Source organism: Streptomyces sp. MAR4 CNX-425 (assembly GCF_048656465.1).
Taxonomy (GTDB): Bacteria; Actinomycetota; Actinomycetes; order Streptomycetales; family Streptomycetaceae; genus Streptomyces.
On record NZ_JBMDLF010000010.1, the window covers coordinates 319068 to 345132 of the forward strand.

Annotated in this window: 22 protein-coding genes; 11 read left to right on the forward strand and 11 right to left on the reverse strand. The window is 72.5% G+C overall.

The genetic code is table 11. The features are described from left to right. Positions 1-66 precede the first annotated feature (66 nt). Positions 67-3528, reverse strand: a complete 3462-nt coding sequence (locus ACHZ99_RS26615; RefSeq protein ID WP_420307320.1) for a S41 family peptidase — start codon at positions 3526-3528, stop codon at positions 67-69. 113 nt (positions 3529-3641) lie between these two features. On the opposite strand from ACHZ99_RS26615, the gene ACHZ99_RS26620 reads away from it, so the two are divergent. Then, entirely contained in the window at positions 3642-4418 is a 777-nt protein-coding gene (locus tag ACHZ99_RS26620; protein ID WP_420307284.1) for an MOSC domain-containing protein, read from the forward strand. A gap of 23 nt (positions 4419-4441) precedes the next feature. On the opposite strand, the gene ACHZ99_RS26625 is transcribed toward ACHZ99_RS26620, so the two are convergent. Then, positions 4442-5623 (reverse strand): hypothetical protein, encoded by a 1182-nt coding sequence (locus ACHZ99_RS26625; protein WP_420307285.1) that lies wholly within the window; start codon positions 5621-5623, stop codon positions 4442-4444. Positions 5624-5761: 138 nt separating this feature from the next. Then, complete coding sequence (locus tag ACHZ99_RS26630) at positions 5762-6601, reverse strand: helix-turn-helix transcriptional regulator (RefSeq protein ID WP_420307286.1); 840 nt, start codon at positions 6599-6601, stop codon at positions 5762-5764. A gap of 103 nt (positions 6602-6704) precedes the next feature. Here ACHZ99_RS26630 and ACHZ99_RS26635 point away from each other — a divergent pair, with 103 nt between their 5' ends. Next, positions 6705-7412, forward strand: coding sequence for an SDR family NAD(P)-dependent oxidoreductase (locus ACHZ99_RS26635; RefSeq protein WP_420307287.1), 708 nt, complete (start codon positions 6705-6707; stop codon positions 7410-7412). Positions 7413-7440: 28 nt separating this feature from the next. Here the strand turns inward: ACHZ99_RS26635 and ACHZ99_RS26640 are convergent, their stop codons facing one another. The 4 genes from ACHZ99_RS26640 to ACHZ99_RS26655 all read right to left on the reverse strand — a co-directional run bounded on the left by ACHZ99_RS26640 (position 7441) and on the right by ACHZ99_RS26655 (position 12536). Further along, on the reverse strand, positions 7441-8292 hold the full coding sequence (locus ACHZ99_RS26640) for an EamA family transporter (protein ID WP_420307288.1): 852 nt from the start codon (positions 8290-8292) through the stop codon (positions 7441-7443). Beyond that, entirely contained in the window at positions 8289-8810 is a 522-nt protein-coding gene (locus ACHZ99_RS26645) for a YbaK/EbsC family protein (RefSeq protein WP_420307289.1), read from the reverse strand. The genes ACHZ99_RS26640 and ACHZ99_RS26645 overlap by 4 nt, the downstream gene beginning before the upstream one ends. 116 nt (positions 8811-8926) lie before the next feature. Then, positions 8927-10666, reverse strand: a complete 1740-nt coding sequence (locus ACHZ99_RS26650) for a penicillin-binding transpeptidase domain-containing protein (RefSeq protein ID WP_420307290.1) — start codon at positions 10664-10666, stop codon at positions 8927-8929. Between the two features lie 97 nt (positions 10667-10763). Continuing rightward, complete coding sequence (locus ACHZ99_RS26655) at positions 10764-12536, reverse strand: dolichyl-phosphate-mannose--protein mannosyltransferase (protein ID WP_420307291.1); 1773 nt, start codon at positions 12534-12536, stop codon at positions 10764-10766. A gap of 174 nt (positions 12537-12710) precedes the next feature. Here ACHZ99_RS26655 and rsmI point away from each other — a divergent pair, with 174 nt between their 5' ends. From rsmI to ACHZ99_RS26690, 7 genes are all read left to right on the forward strand, one after another. Beyond that, positions 12711-13568, forward strand: a complete 858-nt coding sequence (gene rsmI, locus ACHZ99_RS26660; RefSeq protein WP_420307292.1) for a 16S rRNA (cytidine(1402)-2'-O)-methyltransferase — start codon at positions 12711-12713, stop codon at positions 13566-13568. Between the two features lie 119 nt (positions 13569-13687). After that, positions 13688-13951 (forward strand): hypothetical protein, encoded by a 264-nt coding sequence (locus ACHZ99_RS26665; RefSeq protein ID WP_420307293.1) that lies wholly within the window; start codon positions 13688-13690, stop codon positions 13949-13951. A gap of 65 nt (positions 13952-14016) precedes the next feature. Then, complete coding sequence (locus tag ACHZ99_RS26670; RefSeq protein ID WP_420307294.1) at positions 14017-14982, forward strand: TatD family hydrolase; 966 nt, start codon at positions 14017-14019, stop codon at positions 14980-14982. Next, positions 14979-15872, forward strand: coding sequence for a 16S rRNA (adenine(1518)-N(6)/adenine(1519)-N(6))-dimethyltransferase RsmA (rsmA, locus tag ACHZ99_RS26675; protein ID WP_420307295.1), 894 nt, complete (start codon positions 14979-14981; stop codon positions 15870-15872). Before ACHZ99_RS26670 ends, rsmA begins: the two co-directional genes overlap by 4 nt. Next, a complete protein-coding gene (locus ACHZ99_RS26680) occupies positions 15869-16837 on the forward strand; it encodes a 4-(cytidine 5'-diphospho)-2-C-methyl-D-erythritol kinase (protein ID WP_420307296.1) in 969 nt (322 codons plus the stop codon). The genes rsmA and ACHZ99_RS26680 overlap by 4 nt, the downstream gene beginning before the upstream one ends. A 73-nt stretch (positions 16838-16910) precedes the next feature. Continuing rightward, a complete protein-coding gene (locus ACHZ99_RS26685; RefSeq protein ID WP_420307297.1) occupies positions 16911-18773 on the forward strand; it encodes an ABC-F family ATP-binding cassette domain-containing protein in 1863 nt (620 codons plus the stop codon). Between the two features lie 116 nt (positions 18774-18889). Next, entirely contained in the window at positions 18890-20617 is a 1728-nt protein-coding gene (locus ACHZ99_RS26690) for a PQQ-binding-like beta-propeller repeat protein (RefSeq protein ID WP_420307298.1), read from the forward strand. A gap of 96 nt (positions 20618-20713) precedes the next feature. Here ACHZ99_RS26690 and ACHZ99_RS26695 read toward each other — a convergent pair whose 3' ends face one another. The 4 genes from ACHZ99_RS26695 to ACHZ99_RS26710 all read right to left on the reverse strand — a co-directional run bounded on the left by ACHZ99_RS26695 (position 20714) and on the right by ACHZ99_RS26710 (position 24564). Beyond that, complete coding sequence (locus ACHZ99_RS26695) at positions 20714-21568, reverse strand: hypothetical protein (protein WP_420307299.1); 855 nt, start codon at positions 21566-21568, stop codon at positions 20714-20716. Positions 21569-21711: 143 nt separating this feature from the next. Then, positions 21712-22836, reverse strand: a complete 1125-nt coding sequence (locus ACHZ99_RS26700; RefSeq protein WP_420307300.1) for an AAA family ATPase — start codon at positions 22834-22836, stop codon at positions 21712-21714. Next, a complete protein-coding gene (locus tag ACHZ99_RS26705) occupies positions 22829-23968 on the reverse strand; it encodes a DUF262 domain-containing protein (RefSeq protein WP_420307301.1) in 1140 nt (379 codons plus the stop codon). The genes ACHZ99_RS26700 and ACHZ99_RS26705 overlap by 8 nt, the downstream gene beginning before the upstream one ends. A 155-nt stretch (positions 23969-24123) precedes the next feature. Continuing rightward, positions 24124-24564: an ATP-binding protein gene (locus tag ACHZ99_RS26710; protein WP_420307302.1), complete on the reverse strand. Its 441-nt coding sequence runs from the start codon at positions 24562-24564 to the stop codon at positions 24124-24126. A gap of 247 nt (positions 24565-24811) precedes the next feature. Between ACHZ99_RS26710 and ACHZ99_RS26715 the strand changes: the two genes are divergently transcribed. Beyond that, positions 24812-25699, forward strand: coding sequence for a helix-turn-helix domain-containing protein (locus ACHZ99_RS26715; RefSeq protein WP_420307303.1), 888 nt, complete (start codon positions 24812-24814; stop codon positions 25697-25699). Beyond that, positions 25686-26065: DUF397 domain-containing protein (locus ACHZ99_RS26720; protein WP_420307304.1), on the forward strand; the 380-nt coding region annotated here is incomplete at its 3' end. The genes ACHZ99_RS26715 and ACHZ99_RS26720, both read left to right, overlap by 14 nt.

The window sequence follows — 26065 nt, forward strand, 5'->3', positions numbered from 1 at the left end:
GAGAGGGTGTTCGGGCCCTCCTCAGGCTTACATAGATGGCTAAATGCCGCATTTCGGGCCAACTCGCTACGGGCGGGGCGGCAGCGGCGGCCGGCGCCGGTCCGGCACGTCGGTGTAGTCCGGCGGCACCGCCGCCGGGCGCGCGCGCAGCAACTCCAGCGCGGTGGCGACCGCGACGTCCAGCTCGGACGTCCGGCCCTCCGCCCAGTCCAGCGGCGTGCGCTCGGCGACCACGTCGGGCGGGACGCCGTTGTTCTCCACGTCCCAGCCGTACTCGTCGAACCAGGCCGCGTTCATCGGCACCGTGATCACCGTGCCGTCGCCCAGCCGGTGCCGGCCCGTCGTGCCGACCACCCCGCCCCACGTCCGCAGCCCCACCACCGGGCCGAGGCCCAGCAGCTTGAACGCCGCCGTGATCATGTCCCCGTCCGACGACGTGGCCTCGTCGGCCAGCGCCACCATCGGGCCGCGCGGCGCGGTCGAGGTGTACGAGACGGGCTGCGCGTTGCGCGTCATGTCCCAGCCCATGATCGGCCGGGTCAGCTTCTCCAGCACCAACTCGCTGATGTGGCCGCCCGCGTTGCCCCGAACGTCCACGATCAGCGACTCGCGGTTCATCTCCATCCGCACGTCGCGGTTGAACTGCGCCCACCCGCTCGCGACCAGATCCGGGATGTGCAGATAGCCGCAGCGCCCGCCGCTCAGCTCGTGCACCACCGCGCGCCGCGCCGCCACCCAGTCCTGGTACCGCAGCGGCCGGTCGTCCACCAGCGGCACCACCGCCACCCGGCGCAGCCGGCCCTGGTTGCCCTCGATCGCGAACGTCAGCTCCACCGTCGTCCCGCCCGCCCCCGCCAGCAGCGGGTACGGGCCCGTGACCGGGTCGACCGCGCGGCCGTCGACGTGGGTGAGCACCGACCCCTCCGGGATGCCGGTGCCCGCGAGCGGGGAGCGGGCCCGGGTGTCGGAGGAGTCGCCGGGCAGAATGCGGGCCAGCGCCCAGCCGAGGCCGTCGCGGGTGCGGACGAAGTTCACCCCGAGGAAGCCGATGGGCCGCTGGTAGTGCGGCGGGCCCTCGTTGCGGCGCGCGGCCGTGACGTACGCGTGCGACGTGCCCAGCTCGCCCAGCACCTCGCGCAGCAGGTCGGCGAACTCGTCCGGCGACGCCACCCGGTCCAGCAGCGGCCGGTACCGCGCCAGCACCGCGTCCCAGTCGATGCCGCACATGTGCGGCTCCCAGAAGTACGCCCGGACGATCCGGCCCGCCTCGGCGTACGCCTGGTGCCACTCGGCGACCGGGTCCGCCGTGTGCAGCACGCGCCGCAGGTCGATGTAGACCGTGGCGTCCGGGTCCGCCCGGTCGTTCACCGGCATCGCGCGCAGCGAACCGCCGTCGTTGACCACCAGCCGGGTGCCGTCGCCGCTCACCGCGATCTCCGTGACCGCCGACGTCAGTTCGGTGAGCCGGGCGGTGGAGATGTCGAAGTACTCCAGCGTCGGCCGGCCCGAGGTGTCCGCCGGGTTGGCGAACGTCTCGCCCAGCGCGCCCGAGATCGGCCAGCGCAGCCACACCAGCCCGCCGCCCGCCACCGGCAGCAGCGCGGAGTACTTCGACGCCGGCACCGGAAACGGCGTCACCCGGCTCTCCAGCCCCTCCGGATCCACCAGCACCGTGGAACCCCCGCCCGCCGGATCCGGCGCCGGCGGCCCGGCCGGGTCCATCCCGCCGGCCGCCGGGCGGCCCTCCGCGGACAGCGCGAACGGCGAGGGCGTCGCGGGATGCAGCGGTACGAGGTACGGGCGGGACCCCAGCGGGAACGACAGGTCGCCGGTGTGCACGTCGTACACCGGGTCGAAGCCGCGCCACGACAGGAACGCCAGATAGCGCCCGTCCCGGGTGAACACCGGCTCCTCGTCCTCGAACCGGCCGTCCGTGACGTCCACGATCAACCGGTCCGCGATCCGGGCGATCTTGATCTGCCGCAGCGAGCGGCCGATGCCCGGGTGCGCCCAGGCGACCCACCGCGAGTCGGGCGAGAACGCCAGGTCGCGCACGGGCCCGTTGACCGACCGGATCAGCTCGGTGACCTGGCACTCGCCCGCCGCCTCCGCCGGCGACAGCTCCTCCGCGGCCCGTACCGCCTCCGCGAACTGCTCCGCGACCTCCGCTGACATCCGCTCGTCCGCGTGCACCCGCTCCGGCACCCGCACCAGCAGCAGCCGCCCGTCGTGCGAGGCGATCGCGAGGTGCCGGCCGTCCGGCGCCGGCACCAGCGCCACCACCCGGCCCAGCCGGCCCGCCGCCAGCCGCTGCGGCTCGCCGACGGCGCCGGTGCGCGGCAGGTCGGCGATCTCGACGGCGTCGTCGCCGTAGGCGTCCGTGACGTACGCGACGCGATTGGTGTCCCCGAGCATCTCCGGCAGCCTGATCCGCACCCCCGGGGTCTCGGTGATCGTGCGCGCCGGGCCGTCCCGGTGGGTCAGCCAGTACAGCGCGCCGCGCACCGCGACCGCGCTGGCCCGCCCGGTGGTGTCGACCGTGAGCGCCTGGACGTTGTTCTGCGCGGCCACCTGGTACGGGCGCCGGCCGGCCCGCGGGCTGCCGAGCCGGACGTCGAGGCGGCGCGGCCGGCCGGCGGGGCCGAAGTCCTCGGCGAGCCACAGCTCGCCGGCGCACTGGTAGACCACGCGCTGGCCGTCGGTGGCCGCGTTCCTGGCGTAGAACTCGGCGTGGTCGCTGTGCCGGCGCAGGTCGGAGCCGTCGGGCAGGCAGGAGTAGAGGTTTCCGGTGCCCTCGTGGTCGGAGAGGAACGCGATGCGGGTCGCCGGGGGTGTACCGACGAACATCACGCACTCCACGTGCCCGCCGATGTCCGGGAGCAGCCGCTCGCCGTGCAGGTAGATGCGGCCGGTGGCGCCGCCGCGGTACCGCTTCCAGGCGGCGGGCTCGTGCGGCGGGCGGCCGGTGAGCAGGAGGGTCCTGCGGTGGCCGTCGAGCTCGGCGACGGCGATGTCGTCGACCGGGCCCCAGGGCAGCCGGCGGCCGGGGGAGCCGTCGGTCGGCACCAGGTAGGACCAGGTGTGGTACGAGAGCGGCTGGCCGTGCGACGACACCGCGAGGATCTGCGGCGCCCCGTCCTCGCCGCCGCCGGGCGGCGTCCAGCCGCACACCCGGGTGTCGAGGCTGCCCCAGTACGTCAGCCGGCGGGCGCCGCCGCCCTCCGCGGGCACGACGTGGACCTCGGCGTCGAGGCTGCGCCAGCTGGTGAACGCGATGGACCTGCCGTCCGGCGAGAACCGCGGGTGGCCCACGCGGGTGCGGTCGACGGTCAGCCGCCAGCCCCGCTCGGGCTTGGCGCCGGGGGAGGGGAGCGGGGCGAGCCACAGGTCGTCCTCGGCGGCGAAGCAGAGCAGGTCGCCGTGGAGGTGGGGGAAGCGGAGGTAGGGCAGGCCGGGGTCGGCCGCGGCGGCGCGGCCGGGGGCGTCCGCGGTGCCGGGGAGGTCGGGGGTGTCGGAGCCGGCTGTCACAATCTCCATGTTTCGGGGCGTAACGGGGCACGGCAAGTCGGGCTGCGGCCCGGCCGCACCCCGCCGGGAAATACCCTTCGGCTTGGGCCGGGGCCGGGCATAGGGTCCGGGGCATGCCCGAGATACCGCCCGCGACACCGGCTCCGGCGCCCTACCCGGCCCCGTCCGACGCCACGGTCGCCACACTCCGACGCTTCCCGGTCAAGTCCATGCTCGGCGAACAGCTGCCGGAGCTCGTCGTCGACGAGCGCGGCACGGTCGGCGACCGCCTCTGGGCGGTCACGTACGCCGACGGCAAACTCGGCAGCGGCAAGAACTCCCGCCGCTTCCGCCGCACCGCGGGCCTGCTCCACTTCTCCGCCTCCTACCCCTCCGCCCCCTCCGCCGACTCCTCCTCCGCCTCCGCCGAGGGGGCCGGGCGCCCGCGCGTCGTCACCCCGGACGGCTCGGACCTGCGCGACGACGCCCACCTCGCCGAACTCCTCGGCGCGGACGTGCGGCTGGCCCGCGAGGACGCCGTTTCGCACTTCGACGAGTGCGGTCTGACGCTCATCGGCACCGCCTCCCTGCACGCGCTCGGCGACATCCTCGGCGACACCGAACCCGCCGACGCCCTCCGCTTCCGCAAGAACGTCCTGCTGGACACCGACGAACCCTGGATCGAGGAGGACTGGGTGGGCCGCGAGGTCGCGGTCGGGGACGAGGTGCGGCTGCGGGTCACCCACCGCATGAAGCGCTGCGTGATGACGACGATGGCGCAGCGCGACCTGCCGGAGGACCGCCGGGTGCTCAAGACGCTGACCGCGGACCGCGGGATGTGCATCGGCGTGGGCGCCGACATCCTGGTCCCCGGCACCGTACGCCTCGGCGACACGGTACGCCCGGTCTGAACCCGGCCCCGGGGCCGCCGTCCTCAGCCGATGGGTCCCGGACCCGACGGACCCGGCCCCGGGGCCGGCGGCGGGCTCGCCGGGGGCGGCGGCATCTGCGCCACGGCGATCGGCGCCGGCGGCGGCGCATGCTTCGGCGGCACGGGACCGCCCGGCGCCGGCGGCACGTACGCCCCGGCCTGCGCCTCCGGCGCGCGCAGCATCATCGCGATCACCGCGACGGCTATCAGCGAGCCGCCGACGTAGGTGGCGAGGACGAGCATGCCCTCCGTGGTTTCCGTGTACCCGTCCCAGCCGAGGACGGGCGCGGTCCTCTCGTCAGGGGCCTCGTTCGGGTAGTCGGTGATCGTCATGCCGATCATGCGGCGGACGTTGATGTAGAGGTAGACCCCGAGGACGGTGATCGCCGCACCGCGCGCCACCGGCAGGCGCATCAGCGCCAGCACGCCCACCACCAGTATCGACACCGCGAACACCGCCTCCCAGTACTCCGTGGAGCCGGCCAGGATCGGGAAGGGCGACTCGCCGGCGTCCACCAGCCCCTTGAAGTACGACCCGGCATCGGGCCCGACGTCCCGGGTCAGCATGCGCACGATCCAGCCGACGAGCGCGAGGCCGAGCAGCAGCATCAGGCCGCCGGCGAGGGCGTACAGCTGCGACCCCTGCGGCGGCAGGGCCGCCGGGCCGCCCGCCGGCCGGTCCCCGGCCCGGAGCATCAGCACGACGACGGTCGCCGAGAACAGCAGCACCATCACCCAGCTGGCGATGATCGCGAACTCCAGGTCATTGCCGCCGATGTACCACTGGCGGAACTGGTCGCTCGACGCCAGGCCGATCAGCTCGCGTCCGGCGGTGGCGAACATCACGAACCCGCACAGCAGCGCGGCCCCCCGCGCCGCCCGCCGGTTCAGCGCCGCGACCAGCCCCGTCACCAGCAGCGCCACCGTGAACGCCCAGATGTACGGACTGAACAGCTCGGGGTCCAGCAGCACGCGCGGGTCGTACAGCGCCTTGAAGAAGTCCTCGACGTCGCTGCTCACGTAGTCGAAGTCGTAGTAGATCCAGACGATCACCATGCGGCCCAGGGCCGTCAGCAGCACCGCCGCGGTCAGATACGCGCCGAGATGGCGCCGCGGCGCATGCCGGTCCGACGCCGGCGGCTCCGGCGCCGGCTGCCCTGCGGGCCCTTGGTCGACTACTGCCATCGTGATCCCCCGTTGCCTGAGTTGCGGAGATTCCATCCTGAAGGGGATCGCCCGCCGAAAAAACCCCTGTGGATAAGCCCTGTTGCGTACTTGTCACGCCCCGGGGACCCCGCGGCTACACCGGTGACGGATCCGGGCTCAATCCGCGAGCGTCTGGGTGCCGAGCACGGTCAGCAGGGCCAGGCGTTCGGCGTCCTCGGTGCCCGGTTCGGCCGTGTAGACCATGATCCGGAGGTCGCTGCCCGCCACGCTGAGGATGTCGCAGTCCAGCGTCACGGCGCCGGCCTGCGGATGGTCGATGGTCTTGCGCGCGGCCTCGTGCGAGCCGACGGCGCCGGTGTCCCACAGCGCGGCGAACCGGTCGCTGCCCGCCCGCAGCTCCGCGATCAGCCGCCGCAGCCGCCGGTCGGCCGGGTAACGGCCCGCCGCCGCGCGCAGGTCGGAGACGAGCGCGGTCTCGAAGTCGCGCAGCGAGCGGGGCGTGTGGCGGGCCCGGCCGCCGGGGCCGAGGAAGTGGCGCCACACGGCGTTCCGTTCGTCGCCGCGCCGGCCGGACGGATCCCCCATCAGGGCCGCGTACGGCCCGTTGGCCAGAAGGAGGGTCCAGGACGCGTCGTAGACCGCCATGGGCGTCCCCGTCAGCCTGTCGAGCAGCCGCTGCACGCTCGGCGTGATGAACCCCGGCACCGTCTGCGGGCCCGGCGGCGCGAGCCCGGCCAGCCGGAAGAGGTGGGCGCGCTCGTCCCCCGACAGCCGCAGGGCCCTGGCCAGGGCCTCGACGATCTGGGACGAGGGGCGGGTGGCGCGGCCCTGTTCGAGCCGGGTGACGTAGTCGGCGGACATCCCGGCGAGCATGGCCAGCTCCTCGCGGCGCAGCCCGGGCGTGCGCCGGGGCGCGCCGGCCGGGAGCCCGGCCGCCGCGGGCGGGGTCCGGTCGCGCCAGCGACGCACCGCCCGGCCGAATTCCGTCGTCGCCATACCCGCCAGTGTGCACCGCGCGCCGGCCGCACCGCCTGGTACCGCCGGTCCCAGGAAGAGCGGACGGCTGGCTGTCCGCCAGGGCCCGGCGCAGGGTGGAGGCATGACGAGAACACTGATCACCGGAGCGAACAAGGGCCTCGGCTACGAGACCGCCCGCCGGCTCATCGCCGCGGGGCACACCGTCTACGCCGGCAGCCGGGACGCCGAGCGCGGCCGCCGGGCCGCCGAGCGGCTGGGCGCGCGGGCCGTACTGCTCGACGTCACCGACGACGCCTCCGTCGCGGCGGCGGCCGCGGCCGTCGAGGCTGAAGGCGGGCTGGACGTGCTGGTCAACAACGCCGGCATCGAGGGGAGGGACGAGGACAACGGCGTGATCGGCGCCGCCGACGTCACCGCCGACATGATGCGGCAGGTCTTCGAGACGAACGTCTTCGGCACCGTCCGGGTCACCCACGCCTTCCTGCCGCTGCTGCGGCGGTCCCCGGCCCCGGTCGTGGTCAACCTCAGCAGCGGCCTGGCCTCCCTGACCCGGGCCACCACCGCCGGCACCCCGGCCCACGGCTACCCGGGCGTCGCGTACCCGGCGTCGAAGACCGCGGTCAACATGATCACCGTGCAGTTCGCGAAGGCGTTCCCGGACATGCGGATCAACGCGGTGGAGCCCGGCTTCACCAGGACCGACCTCAACGGGAACACCGGCGTCCAGACCGTCGCCCAGGGCGCCGAGATCATCGTCCGCATGGCGCAGGCCGGGCCAGACGACCCCACAGGGGGCTATTTCGACGCGGACGGCCCCCTGCCCTGGTAGCCCCGGGCACCCCCGGCACGCCCGCGGGCTACGCCGACAGCAGCACCAGCGCGATCCCCGCCACCATCAGGCACGCTCCCACCACGCGCGGCCCGCCGAACCGCTCCTTGAGGAACACCGCCCCGATCGCCGCCCCCACCACGATGCTCGACTCCCGCAGCGCCGCTATCGGCGCCAGCGGGGCGCGCGTCTGCGCCCAGAGCACCAGCCCGTACGCCGAGACGGAGACCGCCCCGCCCAGCAGCCCGCGCACCGCCACCGGCCGCAGCTCGCGCACCGTCCCCGGCCCGCGCCGCACCAGCGCCGCCAGCGGGATCCACGGGCCCATCAGCAGCACCAGCCACGCCGTGTAGCCCAGCGAGCTGCCGGACGCGCGGACGCCGACGCCGTCGACGACGGTGTACGCCGCGATGGACAGCCCCGTCGCGAACGCCGCCGCCAGCGCCGGCCAGTGCGGCCGGGCGTCCGCGCCGCGCAGGCCCCACAGCGCGATGCCGCTCAGGCCGGCGCACGCCAGCACCACGCCCCCCGTCTGCCACAGGCCCAGCCGCTCGTCGAGGAAGAAGTGCGCGACGGCCGCGACGACCAGCGGGGCCGTGCCGCGGGCGATCGGGTAGACCTGCCCGAAGTCGCCGAGCCGGAACGACTGCATGAGCAGCGTCATGTAGACGAGGTGGATGGCGACCGAGGCGAGCAGCCAGGGCCAGGCGCCGGCCGCCGGGAACGGCACGAAGAACACCGCGGCCCCCGCGATCAGCACGTCGCCGACGCCGATGAGCGCGAAGACGACCAGCTTGTCCTTGACGCCGTGCGCTATGGCGTTCCACGAGGCGTGCATCACGGCGGCCGCGAGGACCGCCGCCGCTATGAGGGGCGTCACACCCCCTGCTCGCCCACCCCGCGCTCCTCGCGCACGTCACGTCCCTCGGCCACGTCGGCGACCCTTCCGCGCGCGTGCCCGACGAGGTCCTTCGGCGCCATGGGGAAGACCGTGTGCGGGTCGCCCGCGGCGGCCCAGACCTCGCCGTGGTCGAGGAGCCCGCGGTCGGCGAGCACCGTCATCCGCGTCACATGCCCGAAGGGCGGTACGCCGCCGATGGCGTACCCGGTGGCCTCCCGTACGACGGCCGCGTCCGCCCGGCGCACGGCGCCGGCGCCCAGCTCGGCGCGTACCCGCTCGGTGTCCACCCGCGAGGCGCCGTCCATCAGGACGAGGACCGGCGCGCCGTCCGCCGTGAAGACCAGGGACTTGACGATCTGGCTCAGCTCGCAGCCGATGGCCTCCGCCGCCTGCCCCGCGGTGCGGGTGGCGGCGGGAAAGCGGCGTACCGGGACGCTCAGGCCGAGTTCGGCGAGGGCGGCGGCGAAGAGCGGGTGTGCGGCGTCGGGTGTCGTCATGGGGGCGACGTTAACGTCAGATGTACGGGCCGTGCGAGCCGATTCCGGCCGCCGGGACGGCCGTACGGCGGCCCTCCGCCCCCGGCCCCGCGCCCCGGCCCGCTCCGGGTCCGCCGCTACCCGTGCGCCGCCAGCACGTCCTTCACCAGCGGCCCCGCGAACTCCCCGCCGTGCCCGATGTTCGGCACCATGGCCGCCGCCGCCACGTCCCCGCGGTACCCGGTGAACCAGGCGTTCGTGTTCTCCTGCCCGCCCACCTCGGCCGAGCCCGTCTTCGCGCCCACGTCCCCGGTCAGGCCGCTCATCGCCTCCGCCGCCGTCCCGTACGACGCGGTCGCGGCCATCAGCTCCCGGAGCGACTGCGCGGTCTCCGGCTTCATCGTCCGCGGCGCGGCCGCGAACTGCCGCCCGTCCAGCTCCTGCGGCACCAGGTAGGGCTGCTTGAACACCCCGGACTTCACGGTCGCCGACACCGACGCCATCGTCAGCGGGTTCATCCGCACCCCGCCCTGGCCGATCAGCGACGACGCCATCTGCGCGTCGGACTGCACCGGCACCGCGCCGTCGAAGGTGGTCACGCCCGTCTGCCAGTTGAGCCCGATGCCGAAGACGTCGCGCGCGTGCTGCGTCAGGTCGTCGTCCTCCAGCTTCTCCGCCATCGAGATGAACGCGGTGTTGCAGGAGGCCGTGAACGACTCCGTGAACGTGCCGCCCTGGATCGTGAACGAATCGTCGCCGACGTTCTCGAACTCCCAGCCGCCGTACGCCTTGTAGCGCGGGCACGGGTGCGGCGCGCCCGGCGCCGCCAGGCCCTTGTCCATGAGCATCGAGGCCGTGACGACCTTCATCGTGGAGCCCGGCGCCGACGAGCCCTGAAGCGCGGTGTTGAAGCCGTTGCCGGCCTGGTTGGCGACCGCGAGTATCTCGCCGCTGCTCGGCTTCAGCGCCACCAGCGCCGCGCCGCTGTGCCGGGAGACGACCTCCTCGGCGGTCTTCTGCACCTTCGCGTCCAGCGTCGTCTTCAGCGTGCCGGGCTTCGCCTCGGAGAGCTCCAGAAGCGTCTCGGGCGTGCCCGCCTTCTCGTCGTCCTTCTTCTTCTTGCCGCCCTCGTCGTGCGCGTCGGCCGGCTCGGCGCTCTCCGTCCACACCTTGACGCCCGGGGTGCCGCCGGCCTTGGCGCCGTAGCGCTCGCCCAGGTTGGCGACGACGGGCGCGAGCGAGGGGTACTTCTCGGGGTCGAGCTCGACGCCGTTGCGGTCGACGGCCTTCACCGGCGGGGCGTCCTTCGGGCCGGTGCGCAGCCGCTCGCCCTCGCCGAGCTTGGGGTGCAGGACGGACGGGTCCCAGACGATCTCGACGTCGCCCGACTTCCGGTCCCGTACGACCTCCAGGGCGGAGTTGTACGCCCAGGGCTTGACCAGCTCCTTGAAGGTCACCTCGGCGTCGACGCTGAACGGCACCTCGGTGCCCTTCGGCTTGCCGGGGGTGAGCTTGACCTTCCCGACGCCCGCGTCTTCCCGGTAGGAGGTGAGCCCGGCCAGCGCCGCCTTCCGGTCGTCCGTCATCCCGGCCGCGATCTCGGTCCGGCCGCCGGCCCAGGCGGTGAGGAAGTCGCCGGCGGCCCTGGCCGCCTCCTTGCGGCTGGGCGGCCCGGTCTTCACCGGATCAGGTGAGCCGGGCGCGGTCAGCGCGTTGCCGCTGTTCTGCGGTTCGTCCTCGCCGAGCAGGCTGTACGCGCCGAACCCGGCGGCGCCGACGACCGCGGCCCCGGCGCCGACGATCACCGCGATCCGGGTGCGCGCCGATCTCGCCGACGCGTTCGGGCCGGCATGTCTGCGCCGGTGGCTACCCGCCATCTGCCGTGCTCCCTTTGCCCGCCCGGTGACGCTTACGACCCTGCGTCAAGCACACTAAGCCACCCGCCGCGCCCGCGCCCACCCGCGGCGGGCCCGCTCAGATCCAACTGTCCAGCCACATACGCGCTTCCCACGCGTCGCGGGTCAGGGTCTCGCCGGTGTAGATCGGCCAGAAATAGATGAAGTTCCAGATCACGAGCAGGACGAGCACCCCCGCCGCGACCACGCCCGCCGCTCTGCGCCATTCGGTGGCCGGGGCGGGGCCGGAGCCGTCCGCGGGCGCGACGGACGTGGCCGCCCCCGGTGGAGGGGCGCCGGTGAGGGCGGCGGTGCCGGCACGGGCCAGCGCGCCGAGCATCATCGTCACCGCCAGGCACAGGAACGGCAGGAAGACGACGGCGTAGAAGAGGAAGATCGTGCGCTCCTGGTAGAAGAGCCACGGCACCCACCCGGCCGCCGCGCCGCACAGGATCGCGCCCGCGCGCCAGTCGCGCCGCAGGCCCCAGCGGTAGAGGGCGTAGACGACGGCCGCGATGCCCAGCCACCACAGCAGCGGGGTGCCCAGCGCCAGGACCTCGCGGGCGCAGTTCTCCGTCGCGTCGGCGGGGCAGCCGTCCTGGCCGGGCGGCGGGTCCTCCCAGAAGTACGACACGGGCCGCCCCACCACCGGCCAGCTCCACGGGTTGGAGTCGTAGGTGTGGCCGGAGTCGAGGTTGACGTGGAACCGGTAGACCACCGCGTGGTAGTGCCACAGGCTGCGCACCGCGTCCGGGATGAACGGGAACGCGGTGTCGCGGTCCTCGGCCCAGCCGCGGAAGTAGCCGTTGTCGGAGGCGAACCAGCCGGTCCAGGAGGCGACGTAGACCGCCGCGGCCACCGGCACCGTCGAGAAGAACGCCGGCACGACGTCGAGGCGCAGCGCGCGCGTGTACGGGCGGCGGGAGCCGGCCGTACGGCGCGCGCCCGCGTCCCACAGCACCGTCAGCAGGCCGAACGCGGCGAGGACGAACAGCGCGTTCCACTTGGTGCCCAGCGCCAGCCCCAGGCAGACCCCGGCGGCGAGCCGCCACGGCCGCGCCCCCAGCCGCAGCGTGGAGGCCACCGCGTCGTCGGGCCGGCCCTCGGGGAGCGCGCCGGCCAGCCGTTCACGCGCGCGGTCCCGGTCGACGAGCAGACAGCCGAACGCCGCCAGCACCCAGAACATCAGCACGAGGTCGAGCAGCGCGGTGCGGCTCATCACGAAGTGCAGCCCGTCCACCGCCATCAGCAGCCCCGCCAGGCAGCCGAGCAGCGTCGAGCGGAACAGCCGGCGGCCGATGCGGCACAGCATCAGTACGGAGAGCGTGCCGAGCAGGGCGACGACGAACCGCCACCCGAAGGGGTCCAGGCCGAACGTCCACTCGCCGAGGCCGATCATCCACTTGCCGACGGGCGGGTGGACGACATACCCGGGGTCGTCGCTGAGCGGGATGACCTGCGGGTCGTCGAGGAGCTTGTCGTTGGCGTCCTTGGGCCAGCTGCCCTCGTAGCCGAGCTGCAGCAGCGACCAGGCGTCCTTCGCGTAGTACGTCTCGTCGAATATCACCGCGCGCGGGCTGCCCAGGTTCACGAACCGCAGCACGCCGGCGAGGAGCGCCACCAGCAGCGGCCCGCCCCACGCGCCCAGCCGCGCCATCCGCACGGCAGCCGCCGCGGGCAGCCCGGCCACCCGCAGCAGCCGCGCCCCGGAGCGCCGGTACGGCGGCACGAGACGCTCCGTGACGCCGGGTTCGCGCCGGGGCACGTACCCGAACGCGCGGAGCCGCCGCTGCCACGCGGGGGCGGGAGCGGAGCGGCTCTGCGCGGGCTGCGTCGCGGTGTCACTGCTCACGGGGGCCCATCCTAGGCTGGCCCGCGCCCGGCACCGGCGGCCCGATCCGGACCGGTCGCCCCGCCCCGTACGCGCGCGTACGCCCCGCTGCCCGCCGCCCCGCCGCGGCCCGCCCGTCCCCGCACCCGGCCCCCGTCCTCGCGGGGCGCACCGGCCATCCGCCAGGATGGGGACGTGAGCGGACTCCTCGTACTGGCAGGCACCCCCATCGGCGACCCCGCGGACGCCCCGCCGCGGCTGGCGGCCGAGCTGGCCGCCGCCGACGTCATCGCCGCCGAGGACACCCGCCGGCTGCGCCGGCTGGCGCAGGCGCTCGGCGTGCAGCCGACGGCCCGCGTCGTGTCGTACTTCGAGGGCAACGAGGCGGCCCGCACCCCCGACCTCGTCGAGGAGCTGGCCGGCGGCGCCCGCGTGCTGCTCGTCACCGACGCCGGCATGCCGTCGGTCTCCGACCCCGGCTACCGCCTGGTCGCCGCCGCCGTGCGCCGCGGCGTCTCCGTCACCGCCGCGCCCGGCCCGTCCGCGGTGCTGGCGGCGCTCGCGGTCTCCGCGCTGCCGGTCGACCGGTTCTGCTTCGAGGGCTTCCTGCCGCGCAAGCCGGGGGAGCGGCTGGGGCGGCTGCGCGAGGCGGCGGACGAGCGGCGCACCCTGGTGTACTTCGAGGCACCGCACCGGCTCGCCGACAGCCTGGCGGCGATGGCCGAGGTCTTCGGCGAGGACCGCAGGGCCGCCGTGTGCCGGGAGCTGACCAAGACGTACGAGGAGGTCAGGCGCGGCCCGCTGAAGGAGCTGGCGGGCTGGGCGGCCGACGGCGTGCGCGGCGAGATCACGGTGGTGGTGGAGGGCGCGCCCGCGGCGGACCGGGAGCGGCCGGACGCCACGGAGCTGGCCCGGCGGGTCACCGTCCGTGAGGAGGCGGGCCAGGCGCGCAAGGAGGCCATCGCCGCGGTCGCCCGGGACGCCGGCCTACCCAAGCGCGAGGTCTTCGATGCGGTGGTGGCCGCGAAAAACTCGGCAAACAACTCAGAGTAGCCGGACAAAAACTCCTTCAATTGATGGTATGGGCGGCTGCACACTGCGCCGAATGGGTGTCCACTGGAATAGAGGATGCCTTTCGGCGACTTGTCCCTCCTGGACAAGAGGAGCTGCCCATGTCCGAGCCCGAGCCAGTGACCGAGTCCTACGCCTTCGCCTGCATGATGTGCGGGCACGGCTGGGAGCAGAGCTACGAGATCCACCACCACGTCGACGCGAAGGGCCGGCCCTTCGTCACGTACCACACCGGCGGGGAACGGGTGCCCTCGCCGCTCACCCGGCCCACCTGCCTGAACTGCGGCGAGCACGTCGTCCGCATCATGCGCGCCGGCCAGGTCCGGTCCGTCGAGTCGGTGCGCCAGCGCTCGCGCCGCGGCTGACCGCGCGGGGGCCCGGGGCGCCGCCCCGCGCGGCGGTGTCGTACCCGGCCAGTAGAGTCCCCGGCATGGCTCAGCACACCACCGGCGGCGCGGACGCGAAGGCCGCGCCGCCGCCGCCCGAGCCGCTCGGCCACCCCGCGGCGGACTCGCACACCCACCTCGACATGCAGGACGGCACCGTCGCCGACGCCGTGGCCGCCGCCGCCCGGGCGGGCGTCACCACCCTCATCCAGGTGGGCTGCGACCTGAAGCGCTCCCGGTGGTCCGCGGAGACCGCCGCCGCGCACGAGGCGGTGTGGGCGACGGTCGCCCTGCACCCCAACGAGGCCCCGCGGCTCGCCGCCGGCCAGGACCGCCCGGATGGCTTGGACGGCCCGGACGCCCTGGCCGCCCTGGACGCGGCCGTCGACGAGATCGACGCGCTCGCCGCGCTGCCGCAGGTGCTCGGGGTCGGTGAGACCGGCCTCGACTACTACCGGACGGGACCGGAGGGCGTCGCCGCGCAGCAGCACTCCTTCCGCCGCCATATCGAGATCGCAAAACGCCGGCAAAAAGCCCTCGTCATTCACGATCGGGAGGCGCACGACGACGTGTTGCGCATTCTCCGGGAAGAGGGTCCGCCGGAGCGGGTCGTATTCCACTGCTATTCCGGGGACGCGGCCATGGCGGAAACCTGCGCGGAAAACGGCTACTTCATGTCCTTCGCGGGAAACGTGACCTTCAAGAACGCGGGGCGGCTGCGCGAGGCGGTCGCCGTCGCGCCCGCCGAGCTGCTGCTCGTCGAGACGGACGCGCCGTTCCTGACGCCCATGCCGTACCGGGGCCGCCCCAACGCGCCGTACCTGATCCCCCTCACGCTCCGCGCGATGGCCGCGGCGCGCGGCGCGGACCCGGACGAGCTGGCGGCGGCGACCGCGGCGAACACCGCGCGCGCGTTCGGCTACGGGCCCGCCGCCGGCGCCCCCGCCGGCCCGGCCGTCCCCGCCGCGCCAGGAGTCCACCAAGACCGAGGGCATAACCTGGAGCGGTGAGCGCCACCACCGGCGAGCCGGACCCGCTGCTCGGCCCCGCGGACGTCCGCGAGCTGGCGGCGGCCCTCGGCGTACGCCCCACCAAGCAGCGCGGGCAGAACTTCGTCATCGACCCCAACACCGTGCGCCGCATCGTGCGCGCCGCGGGCGTGCGCCCGGACGACGTCGTCGTCGAGATCGGCCCCGGCCTCGGCTCGCTCACCCTCGCCCTGCTCCAGACCGCCGCCCACGTCACCGCCGTCGAGATCGACGACGCCCTCGCCGCCGCCCTCCCCGCGACCGTACGGGCCCGGCTGCCGCGGCGCGCGGAGCACTTCGCGCTCGTGCACGCCGACGCGCTCGGCGTCACCGAGCTGCCCGGCCCGCCGCCGACGGCGCTGGTGGCCAACCTGCCGTACAACGTCGCCGTGCCCGTGCTGCTGCACATGCTGGCCACCTTCCCCGGCGTCGCCCGCACCCTGGTCATGGTGCAGGCCGAGGTCGCCGACCGGCTCGCCGCCGCCCCCGGGTCGAAGGTCTACGGCGTGCCGTCGCTGAAGGCCGCCTGGTACGCGGACGTCCGGCGGGCCGGCGCCATCGGCCGCAACGTCTTCTGGCCCGCGCCGAACGTCGACTCCGGGCTCGTCTCCCTGACCCGCCGCGAGCCGCCCGCGACCACCGCCACGCGGACCGAGGTCTTCGCGGCCGTCGACGCCGCCTTCGCCCAGCGCCGCAAGACGCTGCGCGCCGCGCTCACCGGCTGGGCCGGCTCGGCGCCGGCCGCCGAGGCGGCGCTGCGCGCCGCGGGAGTCTCGCCGCAGGCCCGCGGCGAGTCGCTGACCATCGAGGACTTCGCGCGGATCGCGGAGTCCCGGCACCGGACCGCGACCACGAGGAGCAGCACGCCGTGACATCCGGATCGACCCCGTCCGCGGAGCGCTCCGCGGCCGGTCCCGCCGCCGCGCGGAGCGTCACCGTCCGCGTACCCGCCAAGGTCAACGTGCAGCTCGCCGTGGGCCCGCCGCGCCCCGACGGCTTCCACGACCTCGCCAACGTCTTCCTCGCCGTCGGCCTCTACGACGAGGTCACCGCCACCGAGGCCGACGACCTGCGCGTCACCGTCTCCGGCCGCGACGCCGCCGCCGTACCCACCGACACCACGAACCTCGCCGCCCGCGCCGCGCAGCTGCTCGCGGCCCGGCACGGCCGGCGGCCGAACGTCCACCTCCACATCGCCAAGGACATCCCCGTCGCCGGCGGCATGGCCGGCGGCAGCGCCGACGGCGCGGGTGCGCTGCTCGCCTGCGACGAGCTGTGGGGCACCGGGTCCGGCACCGAGGAGCTGCTGGGCGTCTGCGCGGAGCTCGGCAGCGACGTGCCGTTCAGCCTGGTCGGCGGGGCGGCGCTGGGACGCGGGCGGGGCGAGCGGCTGACGGCGCTGTCGGCGAAGGGCCCGCTGCACTGGGTCTTCGCGGTGGCCGACGGCGGGCTGTCGACGCCGGCGGTCTACAGAGAGTTCGACCGCCTCGCGGCGGACCGCTCCGTACCGGAGCCGGACCCGTCGCCCGCGGTGCTGGACGCCCTCGGCTCCGGCGACCCGGCGACCCTGGCCGCCGCCCTGGCGGCCATCGCCGGCGGCAACGACCTCCAGCCCGCGGCCCTCTCCCTGCGCCCGCCGCTGGCGGACACCCTGGGCGCGGGCACCGCCGCCGGCGCCCTCGCGGCGCTGGTCTCGGGCTCGGGCCCGACGTGCGCGTTCCTGGCGGCGGACGAGGCCGCGGCGGCGGAGATCGCCGCGGCGCTGGAGTCGTCGGGCACGTGCCGCCAGGCCCGCGTGGCGCAGGCCCCGGCGCCGGGCGCCGAGGTGGTGCGCTGAACGCGGCCGGCGCCGCGAACTACCCTGGAGGCCGCCGAGGAACCCCCGACCCCGCGAGGAGCACCGCACCGCCATGGCCGCCGCCAACCTGGTCAATCTGGAAGCCGTCGACAAGGTCTACGGCACCCGCGCCCTCCTCGACGGCATCTCCCTCGGCGTCGCCGCCGGCGACCGCATCGGCGTCGTCGGCCGCAACGGCGACGGCAAGACCACCCTCGTCCGCCTCCTCGCCAAGCTCGAAGACCCCGACGCCGGCCGCGTCACCCACACCGGCGGCCTGACCCTCGGCGTCCTCACCCAGGGCGACACCCTCGACCCCGCCGCCACCGTCCGGCACGAGGTCGTCGGCGACATGGCCGACCACGAGTGGGCGGGCGACGCCCGCGTCCGCGACGTGCTCACGGGCCTCTTCGGCGGCCTCGACCTGCCCGGCTTCGACCACGGCCTGGACACCGTCATCGGCCCGCTCTCCGGCGGCGAGCGCCGCCGCATCGCGCTCGCCAAGCTGCTCATCGGCAGCCCCGGCCTCGTCGTCCTCGACGAGCCGACGAACCACCTCGACGTCGAGGGCATCGCCTGGCTCGCCGACCACCTGCGCAACCGCCGCGCCGCGCTCGTCGTCGTCACCCACGACCGCTGGTTCCTCGACCAGGTCTGCACCCGCATGTGGGACGTCCAGCGCGGCGCCGTCCACGAGTACGACGGCGGCTACTCCGACTACGTCTTCGCCCGCGCCGAGCGCGCCCGTATCGCCGCCACCGAGGAGGCCAAGCGGCAGAACCTCGTACGCAAGGAGCTGGCCTGGCTGCGCCGCGGCGCCCCGGCCCGTACCAGCAAGCCCCGCTTCCGCGTCGAGGCCGCCAACGCCCTCATCGCCGACGTGCCGCCGCCCCGCGACTCCGCCGAGCTGATGAAGTTCGCGAACTCCCGCCTGGGCAAGACGGTGTTCGACCTGGAGGACGTCACCGTACGGGCCGGGGACGGCGCCGACGGCAGGGTGCTGCTGAAGGGGCTGACCTGGCAGCTCGGCCCCGGCGACCGCGTCGGGCTCCTCGGCGTCAACGGCGCCGGCAAGACCTCCCTGCTGCGTACGCTCGCGGACGCCGCCCGCTCCGGCGGCGAGCGGCAGCCGGCCGCCGGGCGGATCGTCGCCGGGCGGACGGTGCGGCTGGCGTACCTCTCGCAGGAGGTCACCGAGCTGGACCCGGCCTGGCGGCTGCTGGAGTCGGTCGAGCGGGTACGGCAGCGCGTCGACCTCGGCAAGGGGCGGGAGATGACCGCCTCGCAGCTGTGCGAGCAGTTCGGCTTCGGGCGCGAGAAGCAGTGGACGCCGGTGGGCGACCTGTCCGGCGGGGAGCGGCGGCGGCTGCAACTGCTCCGGCTGCTGATGGACGAGCCGAACGTGCTGTTCCTCGACGAGCCCACCAACGACCTGGACATCGAGACCCTGACCCAGCTGGAGGACCTGCTCGACGGCTGGCCGGGGACGCTCGTGGTCATCAGCCACGACCGGTACTTCATCGAGCGGACGACGGACACGGTGCACGCGCTGCTGGGCGACGGCACGCTGCGGATGCTGCCGGGCGGGATCGAGGAGTACCTGCGCCGGCGGGCCCGTATCCGCGAGACGCAGACGCCGCAGGCCACGACCGGTGCGCGGCCGCAGCCGAAGGCACCGTCGAAGGCACCGGCGGGGCAGGCCGCCGGGCTGTCCGCGGCGGACGCCCGCGCGGCGAAAAAGGAACTACAGCGCATCGAGCGGCAGCTGGACCGGATCGGCGGCAAGGAGAGCGAGCTGCACGCCGCGATCGCCGAGCACGCGACGGACTTCGAACGGGTCGCTGAGCTGGACACACGGCTGCGTGGGCTGGTGGCCGAGCGCGAGGAGCTGGAGCTGCGCTGGCTGGAGCTGGCGGAGTCGGCGGAGGCGGGCTGAGCGCGGCGGCCATTGCCGGGAGTGGCAAGAGGCCGGGGGCGGCTGTCGGCCGCGGGTGGTAGAAATAGGCCACGCGACCAGAGCTCGTACGCACATCCATCCGGGGGGACAGGGACATGTCGCAGCCGCCACCGCCGCCGGGCCAGCCGCCGTCCGGTGGCTTCGGGCCGCCGCCGCCCGAGGACCCGCAGCAGCCCGGCTACGGATATCCGCAGACCCCGCCGCCGTCCGCGCCGCCCACGCCGCCCGGCGGCTTCGGCGCCCCGCCGGAGCAGTCCCCGTACGGCTACCCCCAGCCCCAGTCCCAGCCGCAGCCGCAGCCCCAGGTCCAGCCGGAACCGCCGCAGCCGCAGCAGCAGTACAGCTTCGCGCAGCCGGTCCTGCCGGACTCCGGCGGCTATCCCCAGGCGCAGGTCCCGGGCCTGCCCGACAAGCCCGCCGGTCCCGCGGCGCAGAAGCTCGTCCCGGTGTGGGCGGTCATCGCCGCCGTGGTGGCGATCCTCCTGGGCGCCGGTGGTACGGGCTGGTTCCTCACCGGCGACGACGGCGACACCCAGGCCGGCGGCGGCGGTGGGGGTGGTGACGCGAAGCCCGTCAACGAGAGCAAGCCCGCGAGCCCCGACGGCGAGTTGCTGTTCGGCGTGCCGTACCCGGAGGTCGAGGAGGGCGTGACGTGGCCGGCCTCCGGCCAGTGGGCGACCGAGAAGGTCTACGCCAAGGCCCTGGTGAACTCGGTGAAGGGCTTCGACACCACGACCGGCAAGGAGACCTGGGACCTGCCCACCGACGGCCTGGTCTGCGGCGGCTCCCGGGTCGTCACCGACGACGGCAAGGCGGCCATGCTGGTGCAGGACGGCAAGGTCTCCGGCCCCGACGACGGGTACGCGCCGTGCTCCGAGATCGTGGTCTTCGACGTCGACACCGGCGAGAAGCTGTGGCAGCAGCACGTGCCCAGCGCCGACGAGAACGTGAGGTTCGACCACGTCACCATCGCCGGTGACATGGTCATCGCCTCCGGCCTCTCCGGCTCCGCCGCGTTCCCCCTCTCCGGCGGCGACCCGGTCTGGAAGACCAAGACCACCACCGAGTGCAAGGACCACGACTACGCCAGCGACGGCACGAACCTGCTCGGCCTGGTCTTCTGCGGCTCGATCGACGAGGACATGAAGGTCCAGAAGGTCGACCCGGCCACCGGCGGCATCTACTGGTCGTACGACGTACCGGACGGCGTGCAGAGCGTGCAGGTGCTCTCCGTCGAGCCACCGGTGATCACCATCGGCGCGGGCAGGACCACCGAGACCGACATCTTCGCCCTCGACGGCGGCGAGCTGCGCTCGAAGATATCCCTGGGCACCGAGTCCGCGGGCCCGCGCTACAAGCCCGGCTGCGACTACTCCGACGGCGCCGAGTCCTGCACGACGGTGGCGGTCGACGGCGACACGATGTACCTGCCGTCGCGCGAGCACCAGGGCAAGAGCGAGTACGGCGACACGAACGAGATCGTCGCCTTCGACCTCGACACGGGCAAGCCGAAGAAGAAGTACGACGCCGGTGAGAAGCGGACGATGGTCCCGCTGCGGATGGAGGACGGCAAGATCATCGCGTACCGGCGGGGGACGTACGACACCGGCGGCGAGATCGTCGCGATCAACCCGCGCTCGGCCAAGGAAGAAATCTGGCTGGAGCTGCCGAACGACACGGCGGAGACCGAGTCGACGATGACGTACAGCGACCAGGTGCCGTACAAATTCGAGCACGGCCGCTTCTACCTGGCCCACGACCTCATCAGCGACCGCGACGACGTGAAGTACTTCGCCCTCGCCTTCGGCAGCAAGGACGAGTGAAGGCCCCCCTGCCTGAAGCGGGTGTTCCCGTCCGGCCCTTGGCCGGCGCCTCACAGTCGGTGCTTTGAGTCCGGGAGCGTGAGCGGACCGCCGTGGTCAGGACTCGCGGTCACTTCCCGGTTTGGTGCCGACGTAGGCGAGACGAAAGACCTTCCGTTCGGGCACCAGGCGGAAATACAACCGTCCTTTGCCCGGCGTGATGCGTCCGTGCCAGGTGAAGATGTGGGACTCACCGTCAGACGCGGGATCTGCGAAGGTGCAGAGGTGGCGTCGGCTCTGGGACTCCGGGGTGATGTGAGGGTTCTGCCAGTCGGGCTCAGGGGAACGGTCGAGGTCCCAGTGTTTAGCAGCCGTCGCTTGAAGTTCCGAGAGAAGCTCGCGAACAGGCCGGAACCACTTCGGATCGAGTTGCAGGAGATCGCGGTCGAAGCGCGGCAGCCGTTCCAGGGAGGGGAAGAACTCGTCCCAGGCGCTGAGAAGCTCCGCCGGATTCGTGAGAGCGTGGAGGCCGGTGCTCCGCACCCAGGGCTCGTGTTTGTCAGCCTCACCCGGGGTGGAGCAGTGACGGACACGATCCTTGTCGTATTCGATGTCTTCCTCACCGAGACGCTGAATGTCGACGTCGAGCCACGATGCCGCCCATTTCGGCGTCACGGGGAGACTGATGGCAAGACCGCCCATGAGATGGGCTGCGCCGATGCCCTTCGCAAGCAGGCCGTCATGCAGATACTCGATCTCCGACGGTTGGTGCCCGGCCTCTTCGAGTACGGGGTCGAAGGGGGAGCGCCGGTTGCGCAGGGCCAGCAGATAACGGTGCCGGTCACGGTTCCGCGGTGATGCATGTACCCACTGCTGGTAGACATATCCGCGGGCGAGTTCGGCGCTGGGCAGAGGGCTTTGTGTCGTCAAGGACAGGCTCTGCCAGGAGCTGAGGTGCTTGAGCGTGTCCACGAAAGTTTCCATTGCGTCGTCGATGGCTCTTGGGCCTGCCGCTGAAGCGCAGGACAACTCGTTGAGAAACAGCGGCAGCGGCACTACGCCCCCATTGCGTCGTCAGATGATCAAGTTAGCCCGGCTCCAGGGAGCATCGGGTGTCAGTCGAGGAGCTGCTCCAAGGAGTTCTCCCACTCGTCGAAGAAGCCCTTCGGCCAGTCGGAGAGCATTCCGTCCGCTCCCATACCGGGGCTGACGACCTCGGCGGTCTGCCCGTTGCGGCGGAAAAAGTGCACGGCGGTCGACGAAGCCGGGATGCGGGCGTCTTTGACGGCGATGCGCAGCCCGTTGAGTACGTGGTCGGAGTGCGTCTCCAAGATGACCTGCGCGCCTGCGGAGACGGCGGCGACGGCGAGGTAAGCAAGCCAGGTCTGCCCCTGGGGGTGGAGGTGGGCCTCGGGGTTCTCCAGCAGGATCAGCGAGCCGGGCTGGGCGGACACGCAGGCGACGACGATCGGCAGGGCGTACGTGAGACCGAAGCCGACGTTGGTCGGCCGGTAGCGGTTGGACGCCGATACGCCTGAGCCGAAGCCGTAGCTGAGGCGGACGCTGTCGGTGCCTTCGATGCCGACCGTCTCGATGTTCACACCGGGACAAAGTCGCTGCATCCAATAGTCCGTCGCTTCGCGGAGCGACGTGGAGGTTTCCCCCGGCAACTGTAGTGACTCGGCGCGGACACTGTCGTCCTGGTGCGCGCGCAGGAAGTTGACTGTGTGCTCACCCCGGGCACCGAGGAAGCCACGGCGGACAGCCGCGTCGTGGGAGCGAGGGTAGCTGACGTCGGGGACGATGCGGTCAGCCTTGAGATATTGGAAACCTTGACCGAAGAGGGCTGGCAGGTCGCGGATGGCTCGAAAGGCGGGGGCCACCGGGGCTTCGAGGAGGAGGAGAAGGTCGTCCTCGCGGCCGTACCGGGCGCGCCATGCGTAGCGGGTTCCGCCCTTGACGACCGCGAGCGTGATATCGGGGTTGTCTTCGGTGTACGACTCGTGGCGTACGTCCTGGCCGGTGCCGAGCTGAACGAGTTCACCGTTGAGGTGGAAGCCGCCGGAGTCGTCTGCCTCGTCCAGGAGTCCGGCCTCGTGTGACTGGCGGAGCAGGGCTAGGGTCTGCAGGACTGTGCTCTTGCCGGATGAGTTGAGTCCGGTGAGGAGGGTAAAGGGCGCCAGTTCGATGTCCTGTAGGGCGAAGGCTTTGAAGTTGGTGATGCCGATGCGCTCAAGCATCCTTCAGCACCTCCTGGAGCATCTTGTCCAGCATTTGGAAACGGAGTCTGACCTTGCCAGCGTCTCCTGTCCCTGCGGATACGGCGTTGAAGAAGTTCGTGTTCTCCATGAGCCGAACGAATCCGTTCGCCACCTGGACCTGCCTCGCCGCAAGGGTGCGAATCTGATCCTCCGGATAGTGAGAGAGGGTGACGGCCTGCGCCTCGAAGAGAGCTTTGTTGACCGGGTTGCGGCGGGAGCTGTCGCGGAATCGCTTCCGGAAAGCGTGCTGCCCGAACACCGCCTCGCTGGCGTTCATGGCCCCCTTGAACGCACGGCCAAGATTTCTGAGTTCAAGCAGATCAAGGCCGTTGAGTGAGTGCATCGCTCTGCGCAGGAAGCCGTCGAAATCCTGTCCCTTGTATTTCTCCGGGGGGGTGAGAGAGAAGGCAAGAAACCGGAGACACATCTCCCTGTCCGACATTCGCTCCGGCGACACGCTCTCTGCAGTCGCCCTTTGGAATTCTTCCGAGCGGGCGAGGTCGGCGAGGAACTCGCGGGCCTGGCCCGGGATGAGGGCGTGCCGAAGTTCCTGACGGGTGAGAGGTCTGCCGCCGGTGTTGATGCGTGCAAAGATGTTGAACTTGACCTCTTCCGGGGTTCCGCGCCGGATGAGGAGGACTACCAGTTCCGTCTCCTCGATGCGAGTTTGGAGGCGGCCTGGCAGATCGTTGAAAGCGTAGCCGTTGTAGTCAACGAGATATTCCAGGCCGGTCAGGCGCAACGGATCTGCTCCGATTGCCTCGGGCGCCACGAACCGGGCGATGGTTGTCAGCCGCTGCACTCCGTCCACGACGGCCCAAACATCCTCGTCGCCTTCGGCGGCGTACAGGGTGGGCAGGGTGATCCGCAGCAGCAACGACTCGATGAGACGGCTCTGCGCCTGCCGTGTCCAGATTCCTGCACGACGTTGGAAGTCCGGGGCGAGGTCGATGGTGTTGCGCCGGATCCGGTTGAGGAGCAGAGCGACCGTGGGGTTACGTGTCTGGACCTCGATCAGATCGGGGTCGAAGGGGTTGTCGATCCGCTCGCCGATGTCCTCGGTCTCGACGTCGGTGCTGAAACCGGCGTCGTCCAGCTCGACGCTGATCATTGGTTGAGCAGCGGGCATTGGGACTTGGTAGAGACCTTCAGGCATGGGAAGTAGAGGCTGCCTCTCTGCGTCGTCGCCGCTTCTGACCCGTAATCCTCAGGTGCATGGTAGTCCAGCGCAGGGCGGTCGGCGGGTGGCGATCCGGTGGTGTTGGTTCAGCGGGCCGGGACGTCGAACTCGGCGTAGACGAGCTTGCCGATCCCGTCGCGTGAACGCATGCCCCAGCGGTCGGAGAGTGCGGCGACGACGAGCAGGCCGCGGCCGGACTCGTCGCCTTCCGCGGCGCTGCGTGGTCGGGGTGCGGCGGAGCTGCCGTCGTGGACCTCGACGGTCAGAGCGGTCTCGGACAGTGACAGGCGTACGAGGAAGAGCCGTCCCGGCCGGCCGCCGTGCAGCAGGGCGTTGGTGCACATTTCGGAGACGCAGACGCGGACGTCGTCCGCGTTGACAGGCGCGGACCAGTCCGCGAGGACCCGGGAGGCGAAGACGCGGGCTCGACGAACCGAAGCTCTGCTGTGCCTGAACGTGTCGGAACGGACGCGCGTGCCGAGTGGGGGGCGGGGTGGAGCCGGGGTGGTGTCCTTGTTCGAGGGCATGCGTGGGCCCCTTCCGTGGTCGCGAGCTTGGGAATTGATCACCCAGGGCCACTGATGCGTGGTGGTTTCGCTACGCACAGCGACAGGTCTTCAGCGTGCTGGGGTGGTGTCAAGCGCTGCAAGACTTCACGACGGAACCCACTCGCGTGAGTCGTCGAACATATGACTTGTCTTGTGTGGCGGAGACGGCGTTGCTTTCATCGCGGATATGAGAGTCCGTCAGAAAGGGCTCGGGACTGGGGGAGACATGAGGGAGAAGGTCAACGGATCGACCGTGCCGCGCCGCCAACTCGGCCGGTACCTGCGGGACTTACGCAACCAGGCACGGCTGACCGTGCGGGCCGCCGCGCGTGAGATGGAGTGGTCCGAGGCCAAGATGTGGCGCATCGAGACCGGGCAGGGTCCGATGCGCAGCCTGGACGTCAAGGCGATGTGCACGGTTTACGGGGCCTCGGCGGACATGACCGAGGCCCTGATGGGGCTGGCCAAGGAGACGAAGGCCCGCGGATGGTGGCATGCGTACGGCGACGTGATCCCTGAGGGGTTCGACGTGTACGTGGGCCTGGAGGACGCGGCGTGGAGGTCGTCCACTTACGAGAGCGACCTCGTGCCTGGGCTGCTCCAGACCGCGCGCTACGCGAGTGCCATCACGCGGATGCACCTGCCGGACATCAGTGACGATGACCTCGACGGCCGGGTGCGGCTGCGTATTGACCGGCAGGCGCTGCTGACCCGGGCCACGAGGCCGCTGGAGTTCGAGGTGGTGCTGAGCGAGGCGGTCCTACGTCGGCCGATCGGTGGGCGCGAGGTGATGACGGAACAGCTGGCGCATCTGGTATACATCGCCGAACGGCCGAACGTCACCATCCGGGTTGTGCCGTTCGCCGCGGGCACCCACCCCGGGGTTCTCACCGGCGCGTTCGTACTGCTGCGCTTTCCGCTCAACGGCGACGGCAGTGAGTCGGAGCCGCCCACGGTCTACGCTGACGGCTACACGGGGGGCCTGTACCTCGACAAGCCGCACGAGATCGAGCGGTACGAACGGGCGTTCCGGGGAATCTGTGAAGCAGCACACGATGAGCAGGCGTCGAAGCGTCTGCTGGCTGAAGTGGCAGGGAGTCATGAGAAAGGGTGAGCTGCACAGCGCAGCGTGGTTCAAGTCCAGTTACAGCAACGGGAACGGCAACTGCGTGGAGGTGGCCTTCGGTCATGGTGCGGTCGCCATGCGGGACAGTAAGCAGCGCGGCACGGGTCCCGTCCTGACCGCCACGCCCGAGGCGTGGCAGACGTTCGTCGCGGGCGTGGCCCGCGGGGAGTTCGGCGACCCGTGGTTCACGTCCAGTTACAGCAACGGCAACGGCGACTGCGTCGAGGTGGCGTTCCGCCGCGAGGCGGTTGCCGTGCGGGACAGTAAGCAGCGGGGCTCCGGTCCTGTCCTGACCGCGACCCCCGAGGCGTGGCAGGCGTTCGTCGCGGCCGTGGCCCGCGGGGAATTCCACCA